Raw genomic sequence first — 14,672 nt, 5'->3', positions numbered from 1 at the left:
GGTACTCAGGCTTTAATCGCGGTGCAGAAGCTGACATCACAAACGTTTGTGTTGTCGTCGCACGAGTGATATAGCTCGAAGCAGGGTCTGTCGTCGGAATCGAGCCCACTTTTAACCAACTGCCCCATTAACTCGTCCCAGGCCGGGGCGTATTGACTGTGGTCTGTAATGGTTTTGCGAATAAAAGCGTACTCTCCTCCGTCAAACGATTTGAGCTCGATACCCTGAGCGGTTTCAACCGGCTCGTCCAGGACCAGGCAGATGTCCGTACGACATTTTTCGGCCGCAGTGATTTCTGGGTTGTCGTGATAAACGAAAATACAGGTATTACCAGCCAATCCTCTCGGACCTGCCCAACCAAATAACTTCTCACAGGCAGGTTGATAGTTTTCCCCATACGGGCCAGTAACGCGAATGTAAGCCAGATGGCCGGGGGCGAGTGACATAGTGTCCATAATGATGCTCCTTGTTAGCGGTTCATCTGTAGTGTAGGGAGCCTCGATGTCACCGGCGTGTCCATTCTTGCGCAACGTGTGTCCGATCTTGCTGTGTTGCAATAACTGGGCAAACGAGGCTAAGTCGACACAGTCTCGCACCTGGCTGGGTGTCAACCCAAAGTGCTGCCGGAATGCTTTGGCCAGACTCTGAGAACTGGAAAAACCGTACTCCAGGGCGATGGCTGTCACACTGGGCTTTTGATAGAAGAGCGTACTCGCGATGGCTTCCAGCCTCAGGCGTCGTAAATACTCATTGAGTGTTTCGCCCATGACCGCTTTAAAGATGCGATGGAAGTGATAGGGTGAGAGACACGCCAAAGCGGCCACCTTATCGAGATTAAGAGGTTCATTGAAATGCGTTTCTAAATGGCGTACCACTGGAAGTAAACGAGTATGATAATTGACAGACATAATGGCAGCTGGCCGAGAGGTTATATAGGGTGATGAACGTTGAGTTAAGCTTACTCAAACATCTTTGCGAGAGCGAAATGGAATTGGGTAGAAACCTGAGTTTTCTCACAGATAAAAAAAGAGCCAATTGCAAGAAGGGCAATTGGCTTATGTATGATGCGAACAATCGGAGTTCACTAACAACGTCAGTTGGCTAGATGACCCTCGGCTTACAAGGGTCAGATTTATTAATGCAGTATATGTGCCAAGTTTTATAGCAACCAAAATTAGGGCTTTGTCAGGGGTTTTGGGGCTAAATAAGTGTTTGAAATTGCAAATTGAAAATGCAATGTGCAAATGTTTACATATTTGCTAATGACAGTTGTCATTTTATTCGCGTTCAGCTTAAACAAAGCGGCCTCCAGACCGCTTGATTACTGACTATAGCATCACCAGGCTGGCCGTACCGAGGAAAGCAAAAAAGCCAACCACATCCGTGACGGTCGTCAGGATGACCGAACCGGCGAGGGCCGGGTCGAGTTTTAACTTATCGAGTGCGATCGGGATCAAGACACCAAACAGTGCTGCGGTGATGATATTCACCACGATAGCCAGCGCAATCGTGGCTCCGATAATTGGCGCCTGAAACCACAGCGCAGCGAGAATGCCGATGATCGCCGCCCAGGCCAAACCGTTAAGAGAACCAATGCCTAATTCGTTTTTCAGTAGCGCCATCCGGTTACCAGGGGTGATCTGATTTAACGCCATTGCCCGCACCATCAAAGTAAGAGTCTGGCTGCCTGCGATGCCGCCCATTGATGCCACGATGGGCATCAACACCGCCAGCGCCACAACTTGAGCAATCACATCTTCGAATAAGCCGATGGTGATGGACGCCAGGATGGCCGTCAGTAGATTGATACCGAGCCAGACACCGCGCTTTTGCGAACTTTTCAACACGGGAGCGAACAAATCGTCGCCTTCATCCATACCGGTACCCGCCATCAAACGGGTCTCGTAAATTTCACGCTGCGTGCTCAGCGCAAACTGCCAGTTCACTTCACCGATCAGAATTTGTTCGTCGTCTACGACGGGCAGAGCGGGCAAAGAGCTGTGTTCCAGGGCTTCTATGGACTCGGGCAACTGCGTTCTGGCATTTAAGGTCGTCATGGGTTCTATTGCCAGATTTTTCAGACGCTCCGTTGGTTCACTGCGCAGTAAATCCAAATAGCGCACCATGCCGCGCATCTGTTTCTTCTTGTTGATCAAGTAAAGGTGATCCGGCGATTCGTAACTGTAGCGCTCCATCAGTTCACGCGCTTTGGCGACTGAAATATTAAACGGGAGCGCAATTACTTTCCGTTCAGCCCAGCGGCCCAATTGGTCATCTTCGTATTCATTGGCCTGATCGAACAGTTCAAGCTCATCTTTTTCCATCAGCTCGATGGCGTCATTAATGATGGCTTCAGGCAGAGAGTCGGCCCATTCAATCAGCGATAGGTTGTCCAGTTTGGCCAAGGTAATTTTCAGTTCAACTTCAGAGAGTGACTGGATGATCGAAAGGCGCACGTCGGCACGCATCTCGGTCAGGACATCAATGTGCATCTCGAGGGGGAGCCCACGCCACAGACGTACACGATCATCAATGGGAAACGCTTCGAGGATAAGAGCGACGGAGCCGGCTTCGAGGCCTTCTTCTATCTGCTCATTCAGTACCTGAGGTTGTTGCTCCTGATCGGTTTTGGACAGTTGTTCTATTTGAAAGGATAAATCTTGAAATTCGCTCACTCTGGAGGCCCTTGTTTTTGGTATTCATCTGGGATCAGGTATACGCAGCACGGCAGACAACCTGATACTAAGGTGCTCATCATGGCGGTGATGCTTCGTTAAATAAGGTATACGAACTGGTAGGAAAAACAATAGGCTGGAGCTGGTAGTGCGCATGATTACTGCACTACCGGCTAGTCGTGTTTGGACTCCTCCACACTCAGTAATGGCGCGACGTCAATGTCTTTGGCGTTCATCATGCAAGAGATGCGTTGCACGGCAGACAGCAGCAGCGATTGCTCCCAAATATCCAGCTTCTGGTAACGCTCGATAAAATTATCTTGAATCGGAAGAGGTGCGGTTTCCAACACATGGTCGCCTTTTTCGGTCAGAATGGTGTGCACAATGCGGCGGTCTTTCTCACTGCGTTGACGTCTGACCAGGCCTCGCTTTTCCAGGCGATCGATGATGCTGGTGGCCGTTGCCTGACTCATGTTGGTCGAGATCGATAACTGTTTGATAGTGACATTCCCGGAGTCGCGTATAGAGCGCATCAAAATCAACTGTGGGCTGGTCAAGCCAAGATCCTTATTCAGTTGTCTGGAATGCAAGTCGACAGCGCGGATGATCTGCCGGATTGCCACTAAAACTTCTTCGTGCTTATCCAAGATGGACTCCCTGTCAGGTTGAATGGAAACAGCAGGCTCGCTGGCGAGCCTGCATAAGATACACGCTGGTGCGTATACGTTAGTCGCGGTTACATTGCGGCTTTTTTCGCTTCATCAATCCAGGCGTTGAACTGCTGTTGATGGGCTTTGATCCAGTTGTCCGCGTGAGCTTCAATGTCTTTTTGCGAGTTCTGACCTTTACTCATCATCATGTTTTCGGCACTCACATCGTTGATGTTGACCTTGATGATTTCAAACAGTTTGGCTGCCGCCGGGTTTTCTTCCGCAAAAGCTTTGTTGGCAACGATACGCATCGAGTTCATCTCAAAACCGTAGTTTTTGCCGTTTGATAAGGTGGTATCAACGTCTTTACGTTCACCCGGCAGAGAGGAAAACGGTACTTCCAGCCAAACTACGTCTTTCCCTGGTACCAGCACACCACTCACCCAATACGGTGTCCAGGTGTAATACAGAATAGGGTCCCCTTTTTTATAACGGGAAATGGTATCGGCGATGATCGCCGCGTAGTTGCCTTGGTTGTGACTGACTGTGTCACGCAGTTTAAACGCATCCAGTTGGTGCTCAATGACCCCCTCACAACCCCAGCCTGGGTTACAACCGGTGAGATCGGCTTTGCCGTCGTCATTGGCATCAAACAGTTTGGCTACTTTCGGATCTTTCAGCTGTCCGATGTTCGTAATGCCGTACTTTTCGGCGGTTTTTTTGTCGATCAGGTAGCCCTGTGCTGCGCCAGAGACATACTGGCCTTTGCGGTAAAACTTCGCGTCACCGCCCGCCATTTCATATTTGTCTGCGTGTAGCGGGAACCAGCCAACGGTCAGGTAGGTGGCATCGCCTTCAGCGATCGAGGTATAGCCGACGTTGTAATCTACTTCTTTGGTCGGCTGAACATCATAACCGAGCGCTTCCATCGCCTTGTTGACGATCAGAGTCTGGAATGTTTCTTCCGCCACTGTAGACTGGACAGGTTGTACGGTAATGCCTTCTCCCGGTAGTTGTTCTGCCCATGCCTGAGTTGACAGAGCACCACTGACGAGCAGGGCACCAAGAGCAGGTTTCATCCATGACAGGTTCATTACTTTTCTCCTATGTGATTAAGTTTCGACGTAGAATCAGGTTTCAGTCGTAGAATCAGTGCGACGGGTCCTGAGTGGAACCAACGCACTTTACTGTCGCGGGACTTCTGTCCCAGCGACTGAGTAATTCGGTCAAGCAAGATGGCAAGAATCACGATGCCAAGACCACCGACCGCGGCCATGCCCATGTCCAGACGGCCGATACCGCGCAGTACCATCTGACCCAGACCACCCACGGCAATCATTGAGGCGATCACCACCATCGACAGTGACAACATCAGAGTCTGGTTGACCCCCGCCATGATGGTCGGCATGGCCAGCGGCAGCTGAATCCGGTACAGCATCTGTTTCGGGCTCGCCCCAAACGAATGGCCTGCCTCAATAAGCTCATCAGGCACTTGTTGGATGCCCAGAATGGTCAGTCGCACAATTGGTGGCAGGGCGAAAATGATGGTAACCACCACGCCGGGCACATTACCAATACCAAACAGCATGACGATGGGAACCAGATAAACGAATGCGGGGGTGGTTTGCATCGCATCGAGAATGGGTCGTACGATTTTGGCCGCGGTTTGGCTTCGGGCCAGCCATATCCCCATCGGCAGCCCGATCAGAAGACAGAAAAATACAGACGTCAGAACCAGCGCGAGCGTTGTCATGGCTTCGCTCCAAGCACCAATTAAACCGATGATGATCAGTGAAAACAGTGTTGAGATGCCCATGCGGATACCAGAAAACTGCCAAGCCAATAAGAACAGGATGACCAGCATTACGGGCGCAGGTGTTGAGGTCAGAACGGTTTCGAATGAACTCAAAATGACGTCAACAGGGGCGCGGATAGCCTGGAACACTGGGCGTCCATGGGTGACCAGCCAGTTAAGTCCGGTTTCGACCCAGTTATCGAAAGGGATCACTGAGTGGTCGAAGGGGTGCATCCAGTCAAAGTCCGGCTGATCTGCCGGTGCGGCATTAAGCCAGTCACTGTTGGTTGCCTGACTGCTGTCGCTGGACCAGGGATCGCTCGCAGGCTCAGTCGTCTGGCTCCAAGGATCTGAAGGTGTGGTTTCCGTGGTCATGATTTACTCCCTGTCCAACGTTTGTAGAAGGCGTGATTTGCTGATAACGCCGTAATAGTTTGCTTCTGCATCGACCACCGGTACGGCGTAAGGAAGGTCGGCCACCTGGCTGATTAACTCGCTGACGCTGGCGTCTGGCAATAAAGAAGTGGTATCTCCCAACACCGCAGACGTCAGGGACGCGCGTGCGTCGGCGGCGGATTTCAGCGATTCCAGCGACACCAGACCAACGTATTTATTAGAGCGGTCAACCACAACGCCATATTCACGGTCATGATCCATCAGTAACTGCATGGCAGACGCCGGGCCGTCCATCTCCGATTTCTTGATCACGGCAGCCGGATTTTTGCGCGCAATGTCCCGGGCGCTGAGCACGCTGGCAACGTTGACGCCACGGAAAAACGAGCGAACATAGTCGTTGGCCGGATGGTGCAGGATTTCATCCGGGGTACCGATCTGAACCACGACGCCGTCTTGCATGATGGCGATACGATCGCCAATACGCATGGCTTCATCCAGATCGTGCGAAATAAACACAACGGTGCGCTGGTCTTCATTCTGCAATCTCAACAACTCGTCCTGCATCTCTGTACGAATCAGTGGGTCTAGTGCCGAAAAAGCCTCGTCCATTAACAGGATATCCGGGTCACAGGCGAGGGCTCGTGCCAGGCCGACACGTTGTTTCATCCCTCCGGACAGCTCATCCGGATAGGACTCACAGTAAGGTTCCAGCCCAACCGCGGCTAATGCTTCGCGAGCGGCTTTATGGCGCTGCTCTGGGCTTATCCCCGCAAGCTCTAGGCCAAAGGCCGCATTTTCGATTACGGTCATATGCGGCATCAGAGCGAAGTTCTGAAAAACCATCGAGATCTGTTTGCGCCGCACTTCACGCAATTCTTCTGGTGAGATGTGCGCTATGTCTTTGTCTTTGAGGATCACGTCGCCACGGGTTGGTTCGATCAGTCGATTGAGCAGACGGACTAATGTGGACTTCCCCGAACCGGACAAACCCATGATGACGAAGATTTCTCCCTGATTGATAGAGAGCGAAACATCTTTCACGCCGACGGTCAGTCCGGTGGCATCAAAGATCTGATCTTTGTCTAAGCCTTTTTCCAGCAAAGGGAAGGCCTTGTCCGGCTCTTCGCCGAACACTTTAAAAAGGTTACGGACTTCAAGAATGGTTGACATTCAACACTTCCTTGTGGTGGTTAATATTTACAGTTCGAATATATAGTACACTAAACAATATTATAGCTACTTTCAAATGTGAAAGTGATTATTCATGATTTTGTAACGTTTTTACTGGGGTTGAATAAGTTTTAAAGGTTAGATATCAAATTAAATGTGCGTGTTGTTCGACCAATTTGAACTGTTTTTATAAATGTTGACGAACGGTGATCGCGCGGGGAAGGAAAGGTAAAAGCGCCGGCCAGGCCGACGCGTTTTGCTGAGGGATGTGCTCAGATTGAATAGAAAAAGTACAGCTGGGATTTCATTCTCAGAATGATGCCGCGGATCACGTCGAGGAACGCCATGAATGAAATGGGTTTTTCTGCGCTGATCCAGGCCAGCCCGACAGAGCCGACAGGGATGTCATACCCATCAGGCTCTTCGATTTTAAGCCGGACAAAGTGATGTTTATTCTGCAGGTTTTTTCCTGTTGTGGCACGCACGTTTTGATCAAAACCCAGCAGGTTGCCTTGTGATTCTCCGGTGGCTTCGACAATGCCTTCGACCCTGGCGGAGAAAATTTTGCCGGGATACACAGAGGTGGCGAATTCGGCCGCCTGACCTGCTTTGACATTTCGTATCGCCTGATGATTGACACGCATTAGCACGTACTTTTCGTTGGTGTACATCTGCAAGCGTGGCAACCGCGAGATGAGCTGGCCCTCGCGTAAAATAAAGTTAGTGACAAAGCCATCGGCTGGAGCGTGTACTTTTGTGCTGTCCAGATCCCATTTAGCTTTAGCGATTTGCTGTTGCGCGCTGCGCCGGTCAGCATCTCGCGACCGCACAGTCAGTTGTGATTTACGGATATCCAACCTGGCTTTCTCTGCATCGGCTCTCTTTTTAGCCAGCTGGGCGCTCAACGTAGAAATCTTTTGTCTGGTCAGCGCCACGGTTGTGGTTTGTTGGTCGATATCGCTTTCTGTAATGGTGTTGTGCACCGCGCGATTTTGCGCTTGATAACGTGCCAGCATCTTTTTTTGCAAGTCATAATCCACTTTAGCCGCGGCCAGTTCACTTTCGGAGGTCGTGACATCATGCTCTGCTGCCTGAGCATTGGCTTTGGCGACCGTGATGTCTTCTCGGGCGTTATCGAGTGCGATTTGTGCGGCTTGCGTACTGACTTGTGCCTGCTTCAGTGCAATTTGATAGGGTGCATCTTCCAAATCGTAAATAGGCTGCCCTTTTTTGACGACCTGATTGGGTTGGATATAAATGGTTTTGACTTTGCCGTTGATGTTGATCGAGTCCGGGCGCAACTGAATATGTGGGGATTGCACGACAGAGCCGCCGGATAAATCCATCGGCGCGAAATTGATTAAGCCGACCCAGACAAACATCAGCCAGCTAAACCCACCGAGATAAGCGAACGTTTTGGTGAGCTTGTTCCATGGCATGCCGACCAGACGCAGCAGGTAAATGAACAAGGACCAGACGGCCAATCCTTCCAGCATCAGTGCTCCTCCTTACTTTGACTTGGCGCATGTCGCCAGGTGTCGCGCAGATAGACGATGCCCTTATCCAGATCAACGAACGCCAGAATGACGGCGAGCACCCAGACCCAATGCCAGATAAAACCGATCCACGTTAAGGCCGTGATCAGACCAAGTTGATGATGTTCTTTACTGTGCGCTTTGTTGATCGGCAATTCATGTATCTTCCAGAAGCCATACAACGCCGCACCGATAGAGCCAACCAAAACCACGGTAGCCATGACGTGCAGTACTGTATCTGCTGTGGTTTCCACAAACGGAACACTGAACAGACTCATTGATTTCTCCTTTAAATAAAATCGAGCTCATTGTGCGAAGTCGTTGAAGAAATCCATTGTCTGTGACAAATTAAATCAAAATTTAACTTATTTTGATTTAATTGATGCCATGAAAAGTGTCCGCTTTATTCGCGCGTTAGGGATTAAAAACATCCATGACACGGCCATGATCCGATATGGGCTAGATGAGCAGGCGCTTGGGATCCCGGATAGCGTTTTTCATAACCCGATGAACTTGATCCCGGTGTCGGAAATGAGCCGTTGGTTGTTGAAGCTGGAATTCAAGACTGGGGATCCGGACATCGTACTCAATGTTACCCAGAACATTGAACTTGGCCGTCTGGGGGCGGCCGGACGTTGGATGTTTTCCGGTCACGACTTGTCGTCCACGATCCGCCGTATCAATTACGGTATACGCAGTTTACAGTCGGGGGCGTTTATGGCGGGTGAACAGAAGGGGTCGCTGATTAAGTGGTACTACGACAACACGTATGTCTCATCTGACGTCAAGGTTCATGATAGTGTGCGTGTGGCCGTTTTCATGATGAAAGTCCTGCGTGAGTATCTGGGGAAAGGGTTTGTGCCAAAGCGAGTGATGCTCTCCGGAAGCCGCGTGAATAAAGCGGCGTATCAGGCCTACTTTGGCTGCGAAGTCGGGTGGAATCATTATCGGACCGAAATTTGGTTGCATTCGGATCAACGCCTGGCCACTCAGCTGCATCGCACCGTCACGAAAAATCGACTGGCGATGAGTTTTTCGGATTTGGATGAATTTATTAACATGCCGGATCCAGAAGATGAGCTCAAAGTGATTTACGAAGTGGTGAAATACAGCTGTCATTTTGGTTTGCCGAACTTAATGCGGGTTTCGGGCATTTTAGGCGTTTCTCAGCAACATTTTCAGCGCCTGCTGCATGCTCGTGGGCTGAATTTCTCTACTGTCTGTGGCTATGTATTGAGCAATGTCGCGGTAGAGTTAATCAGCCGCCATGTGCCGTTAGATCAAGTGGCGGCTCGATTAGGGTACACCAACATCACAAGTTTCAACCGTATGTTTAAACGTCATCGAGGTCTGACGCCGTTGCAATACATTCAGCGTTTTCAGGACGCATTCTGAATTTGGTTTAAGGTTTAAACTACTGATATTAATTATGTATTGAACATATTCTTACGTTGTGCTGACCTGATGCTTACACTTCTGCGTCTCATGCCCCCTACACTGAGCAAACCGACAAAGCTTAATCCTGCTTTGTAATTGGAAACTCTCTATATCTTACTGATATGTTGGCTCTGCACTTGCAGAGCCATTTTTTTAGCCGCTAAAGCTGATCTTCTATCGGTAAAATTCCGGAAAACCAGGCGCCGATGCGTCGCCAGAGACTGGCGTCCGGTTCGCTGGTGTACAACGTTTCGGTTGCAGCGTCACGCCAGACGATATCGCCGTCCTGCCATAACACCTGATAGGCGACCTCGGGTAACGACTGAATAAACTGCTCCGATTGTTGCGAGACATACTCTGGTTGTGTGAGTACCACGGCCATTTCCGTGTTCAGCAGGGCTGAGCGTGGATCCCAATTCATAGAACCAACGAACAGTTTTTGGTTATCCATCAACATCACCTTCGCATGCAAGCTGGACCGACTGCTGCCGGTCATACTCCAGCGGTTATTTTGTTTGCTGGTGGATTTGGTTTCCCAAAGCTGAACACCGCCTTTTACCAATTGTTCACGATATTTGGCATACCAGCCATGCACGGCAAACACATCGTTAGAAGCCAGTGAGTTGGTGACGATGATGATGTTTTTGCCAGACTGCACGGCCCTGATCAATTGTTGGGTGCCGGACTCGGTCGGGACAAAATAAGGCGAAATCAGGATCAAAGAATGTTCCACATTGGCCAGTAAAGATTTAAGCTGTAATACCAGTTGGCTGTCTTGTCCTTCGAGTTTGCTCGGAACGTCGTACAACAGCTGCGCTGGTCCCCAGTGCAGAGGAAGATGGCCCTGACGTAGCTGATGGTATAGTGGCAGTCGGGTAAAGTCGTAGATGCCGTGAGAGAACTTGTCGGCAATTTTTGTCTTGTCGAGCCATTGTTGCACTTCTGCGGGCGTGTATGGTCTGGCGTCTGGATATATCCACTCCATCGGAATGGCGTAGTCACTGTTCCAGTACAGGTCGAATTGATCCGCAATCTGCTCGACCGTGTTGCCATGCAGCAGCACATCAAAATCACCAAACTCAACATCCGACAGGTAAGAGAAATACTCATTGCCAATATTGCGCCCACCGACGATGGAGGCGACGTTGTCGGCCGTCAGAGACTTATTATGCATACGCTGATTCAGCCGGTCGAAATCACCCAGGAAACTCAGTCCACGAGAGTGACGGTTTTTATGTGGATTAAACAGGCGGATTTCGATGTTCGGATGCGCATTGAGGTAGGCCATGGCTTTGTCGCTGCGTGCCTGCATGTCATCCAGCAGCAGCCTCACCCGCACGCCACGCTCTGCGGCTTTGTATAAACGCCACGTGAGGAGTTGGCTGGTCTCATCGTTACGATAGATGTAGTACTGGAGATCGAGGCTTTTCTGTGCGGTTTCGATCAACGCCAACCGGGTCAGAAGTGCGTCGTGGCCTTTATTCAAGGGCAGAAAACCGGACTCTCGGGTGAGGTCATGGCCATGTTCGGTGGGCTTAAAATAGTGGTCGAGACGTGAGTCTTGTTGATACCCAAAGTGGTAGCTCAGCTTCTTTTGGGCGTCGTCAGGCAACGTCACCGAGCTGCAGCCGTTGAGCACAAACAAACAGGTACTAAAAAATAAGGTGTAAAGGCAACGCCAACGAACTTCAAACAACGGGCTCATCCTTGTGTCTAAATGAGTTCTTTTGGCCACTATAGCAAAGCAGAACGCTAGCTTGAGTGATGTGCCGTCGATTTTGCACAGCTTCACCACTTTGTTCTGATTTGGTAGGATTTTTATTCGAAAAGTGGATTCACAGGCGTTGGATTTGTTAGTGTGGTGATAACTCAACTGAAAAAATACAAAAAGGAATAACGATGAGAACAATCAGCCTGTTATTTGCCGTCTTTGTTAGCTGTTTCTTGTCTGTTGCCCAAGCCGAGGAAAAAAAATACTCAGAGAGCGACTTGTTGGATCGTCCGTTAATGGAGCGCTACATTATGGACGAGCTGAAATCTTTGCGTCAGGAGCAGCAAGATCTCGAGCGTCGTCTCACTGTGCAGATCACTGACCGTGAGCTGGCGGTTGCCGATAAATCACTGAACTATGCCAACGTCACGGTTACTTATTTCTTCTACATTATTGCCGGAGTGGCTTCGCTGATCGCTTTGATCGGCTGGCAGTCGATGAAAGAGATCAAAAACAACACCAAAGATTTGGCGGATAAACGACTGAATAAAATTGCGTTGGAGTACGAAAAGAAATTCGTGGCGCTGGAACGCGACTTGAAGCGTAAGACCCGCATCATCACTGAAAACAACAAAGAAATTGAGATTATTAACGAAATTCATAACTTGTGGTTACGCGCGCAAAGCATGCCAACGCCGGAGCAACGAGTTGAAGTGTATGACGAAATCCTCAAGATCCGTCCGGGTGACCTGGAAGCTTTGACGTACAAAGCCGATGCGGTCATGGAGATGAAAGAGTACTACTGGGCGTTGAGTATGTGTAACCGGGTACTGGAGCTGGATGGTAAAAATGGCCCGGCTTTGTATCAGCGTTCGTGTGCGTTTGCCCGATTAGGTGCGGAAGAGCAGGCGATTGAAGACTTAGTGCACGCCATTGAGGTGAGCCCGTCGATCAAAGATTTGCTCAACGAAGAACCGGATTTGGAATCATTGCACGGGCATCCGACGTTCGATGCTCTGCTTCGACCGGAGGACGAGTAACAGACCTTGAAAAAGGAGCTGAAAGGCTCCTTTTTTATTGGATTAATCAACTGGATAATTGACCCACCTTGAACCATACGCCCGGCTGTAATCCGGCGTTTCCGGTATCGTGGTCATGGTTGGGCTCGGGACCAATGGGCCAACAACCGTACGATAGGGCACAATGCCAGCCCAAACCGGCAAGTCCATGTCGGCAGCATCATCATTCACATCAGAGCAACTGATTTTCACCGATGCTTCAGACAGTGGCATGCTCAGAACCACGGTTGCCGTCAGCTCTTTTTCATTTCCGGTTCGGGCCTCGGCACTTCTTCCGGGGGCAATCTGTTCGACGAAATGATTGAGTAAGCGATCTTTTTCCGCGTTGTCCTCTATTTCTTCGAATTGGCCGAACACCACTGCAGAGCGGTAATGCGCGCTGTGGTGGAACGTTGACCGGGCCAGTACCCAGCCGTCAAACAACGTAAAAGTCAGGCAGGTGGAATTACCCTGTTTGAGCTGGCGAATGAGGCGACTGTTGCGTGCGCCGTGGATATAGATTCGTTGTCCGACTCGCCAAGTTAGCATAGGGATCACCACGGGGCCATGCGCTTCGGTAATTGCAATGTGTGCCAACAGGCTCTCGTCGATGATCGCGTGAAGCTGTTGGGTGTCGAGCACAGTTTTGTGAACGGATTTTTTGATTTCAGTGCGTTGGGTTTGCGATAGCATGATCAGTCCTCGTTGATGGCTTCTGATTGGCAATGTAAGTGCAAACTGGTACTTTTATGAGTGCCAGTTTTTAATTTTTTATAGGTCCAATTTGCAGCCAATTGAAATTGGTGATCTGGTTCTGGCCGACGGACCGGAGAACCTACAGAGCAAACTATTCCACTCGGTGCGCCTAAAAATCGTCGGTCAGTTGTGGCCGACCGCAGGACGTTTGCCGTCAACGCGTAAGATGGCTGCCGAGCTTGGACTGAGCCGCAATACCGTGGTTGCAGCCTATGAACAGCTGGTGGCGGAAGGCTATATCGAGAGCCGGCGCGGCGCCGGATTTTTTGTCGCGGTGACGTTGCCGGAACAGTATTTTAATCCCGGTGATGCTACGGTAGGTGCTCAAGACACACACCGACCGCCAGGGGATGTGAATGCCCCGTTTGCGCCTGGTGTGCCTGATTTGGCCCAATTCCCACTGGCGAAATGGAACCAGTGCTTGCAACGTCATGTCGGCCGGATCAATCTGTTGGGCAATCAACCGATTCAGGGAAGCATGGAATTGCGTTCTGCGCTGGCTGCTTATCTGGCCAGCAGCCGCTCTGTGCATTGCCATGCCGATAGGATCATTATTACGTCGGGTGCCCAGCAGGCATTGGCTATTGCCTTGATGGCCACGGTACCAAAGGGGGAGTCCGTGCTGATGGAGCAGCCCGGTTATACTCAGATGACCAAAGTGCTTGAGTTGAATAGTTTGAACCTGGAGCCGTTGCCGGTCCGTGCGCGCAGTGGATTGGAGATTGAAACCGCGTTGCAAAGTCATGCCCGCGCTTTGTATGTGACGCCCAGCAATCAGTACCCAATGGGCACGACGTTGAACACCGAGCAGCGACTCACCCTGATTGAATGGGCTCGCATCCGAAAAAGTTGGATCATCGAGGACGACTATGACAGCGAATTTCAGTTCGCTCACCGGCCGTACACCAGCTTACAGGGGCTCGCAGCTCAGGTGGGATGCGATGAGCGTGTGTTGTACGTCGGTTCATTCAGCAAAGTCATGTTTAACGGGCTGCGGATAGGGTATCTGGTGGTACCTGCGTCCTTGGTGGAGAGCTGTGTGGCAATGAAGGATGCGCTCAGTGGTGACTCCCCGGCACACACTCAGGCCGCGCTGGCGGAGTTTATTGCCGCGGGGGACCTGCAGCGTCATATCCGCAAAATGCGCCGGTTGTACAAACAAAAGCACCAGAGGGTATGCGAAGCGATTGGCCGCTACCTGCCTTCGGTCAGTGTCATCAGTCAGGCTGCTGGTCTGCATGTGACACTCAAGTGGCGCAACGGTCCGGATGAGCGGACTGTGTGTCATAGGGCAAAGCAGGCCGATATCATTCTGCGTCCTCTCAGTTACTATGAACATGATTGTGCAGAATTACGCCACTGGTATGGTGCGGTTCTCGGGTTTGGCAATACCGCACTGGATCAAATCGAGCCGCAGATCATGCGGCTTGCCAGGGTTTTTGAAACGTGATTTATTGGATGCCTCTCTTAGTCTAACAGGAAAGCGATT

Annotated in this window: 13 protein-coding genes; 3 read left to right on the top strand and 10 right to left on the bottom strand. The window is 50.6% G+C overall.

Going from position 1 to position 14,672, the window contains the following annotated elements; all coding sequences use genetic code 11:
• Positions 1-5: 5 nt before the first annotated feature.
• The 8 genes from VPR01S_RS08375 to VPR01S_RS08340 all read right to left on the bottom strand — a co-directional run bounded on the left by VPR01S_RS08375 (position 6) and on the right by VPR01S_RS08340 (position 8,499).
• The gene (locus tag VPR01S_RS08375) at positions 6-908 is read right to left on the bottom strand and encodes an AraC family transcriptional regulator (protein ID WP_021704884.1); all 903 of its coding nucleotides are present in this window, start codon (positions 906-908) and stop codon (positions 6-8) included.
• A 420-nt stretch (positions 909-1,328) separates the two neighbouring features.
• Positions 1,329-2,675 (bottom strand): magnesium transporter, encoded by a 1,347-nt coding sequence (locus VPR01S_RS08370; RefSeq protein ID WP_021704883.1) that lies wholly within the window; start codon positions 2,673-2,675, stop codon positions 1,329-1,331.
• A 173-nt stretch (positions 2,676-2,848) separates the two neighbouring features.
• Entirely contained in the window at positions 2,849-3,322 is a 474-nt protein-coding gene (locus tag VPR01S_RS08365; protein ID WP_021704882.1) for a MarR family winged helix-turn-helix transcriptional regulator, read from the bottom strand.
• An 89-nt stretch (positions 3,323-3,411) separates the two neighbouring features.
• On the bottom strand, positions 3,412-4,419 hold the full coding sequence (gene proX / locus VPR01S_RS08360; RefSeq protein WP_021704881.1) for a glycine betaine/L-proline ABC transporter substrate-binding protein ProX: 1,008 nt from the start codon (positions 4,417-4,419) through the stop codon (positions 3,412-3,414).
• Positions 4,419-5,495 carry a glycine betaine/L-proline ABC transporter permease ProW gene (gene proW, locus VPR01S_RS08355; RefSeq protein ID WP_021704880.1) on the bottom strand — a complete coding sequence of 359 codons (1,077 nt, stop codon included), beginning with the start codon at positions 5,493-5,495 and terminating at the stop codon, positions 4,419-4,421. The genes proX and proW overlap by 1 nt, the downstream gene beginning before the upstream one ends.
• A 3-nt stretch (positions 5,496-5,498) precedes the next feature.
• Complete coding sequence (proV, locus tag VPR01S_RS08350) at positions 5,499-6,686, bottom strand: glycine betaine/L-proline ABC transporter ATP-binding protein ProV (RefSeq protein WP_021704879.1); 1,188 nt, start codon at positions 6,684-6,686, stop codon at positions 5,499-5,501.
• A 272-nt stretch (positions 6,687-6,958) separates the two neighbouring features.
• Positions 6,959-8,182: an HlyD family secretion protein gene (locus VPR01S_RS08345; RefSeq protein ID WP_021704878.1), complete on the bottom strand. Its 1,224-nt coding sequence runs from the start codon at positions 8,180-8,182 to the stop codon at positions 6,959-6,961.
• On the bottom strand, positions 8,182-8,499 hold the full coding sequence (locus VPR01S_RS08340) for a hypothetical protein (protein WP_021704877.1): 318 nt from the start codon (positions 8,497-8,499) through the stop codon (positions 8,182-8,184). The genes VPR01S_RS08345 and VPR01S_RS08340 overlap by 1 nt, the downstream gene beginning before the upstream one ends.
• Positions 8,500-8,608: 109 nt before the next feature.
• Between VPR01S_RS08340 and VPR01S_RS08335 the strand changes: the two genes are divergently transcribed.
• Positions 8,609-9,616, top strand: a complete 1,008-nt coding sequence (locus tag VPR01S_RS08335; RefSeq protein WP_021704876.1) for an AraC family transcriptional regulator — start codon at positions 8,609-8,611, stop codon at positions 9,614-9,616.
• Between the two features lie 202 nt (positions 9,617-9,818).
• Here the strand turns inward: VPR01S_RS08335 and VPR01S_RS08330 are convergent, their stop codons facing one another.
• Complete coding sequence (locus VPR01S_RS08330; RefSeq protein ID WP_081693132.1) at positions 9,819-11,363, bottom strand: phospholipase D family protein; 1,545 nt, start codon at positions 11,361-11,363, stop codon at positions 9,819-9,821.
• Positions 11,364-11,557: 194 nt separating this feature from the next.
• On the opposite strand from VPR01S_RS08330, the gene VPR01S_RS08325 reads away from it, so the two are divergent.
• Positions 11,558-12,409 carry a tetratricopeptide repeat protein gene (locus VPR01S_RS08325; protein ID WP_021704874.1) on the top strand — a complete coding sequence of 284 codons (852 nt, stop codon included), beginning with the start codon at positions 11,558-11,560 and terminating at the stop codon, positions 12,407-12,409.
• A gap of 42 nt (positions 12,410-12,451) precedes the next feature.
• On the opposite strand, the gene VPR01S_RS08320 is transcribed toward VPR01S_RS08325, so the two are convergent.
• Entirely contained in the window at positions 12,452-13,120 is a 669-nt protein-coding gene (locus tag VPR01S_RS08320) for a pyridoxamine 5'-phosphate oxidase family protein (protein WP_021704873.1), read from the bottom strand.
• A gap of 91 nt (positions 13,121-13,211) precedes the next feature.
• Here VPR01S_RS08320 and pdxR point away from each other — a divergent pair, with 91 nt between their 5' ends.
• A complete protein-coding gene (pdxR, locus tag VPR01S_RS08315) occupies positions 13,212-14,633 on the top strand; it encodes a MocR-like pyridoxine biosynthesis transcription factor PdxR (RefSeq protein WP_021704872.1) in 1,422 nt (473 codons plus the stop codon).
• Positions 14,634-14,672: the final 39 nt, after the last annotated feature.

The sequence above is a fragment of the Vibrio proteolyticus NBRC 13287 genome, from assembly GCF_000467125.1.
Classification (GTDB): Bacteria; Pseudomonadota; Gammaproteobacteria; order Enterobacterales; family Vibrionaceae; genus Vibrio; species Vibrio proteolyticus.
This window is presented reverse-complemented; position numbering and strand designations above follow the sequence as displayed.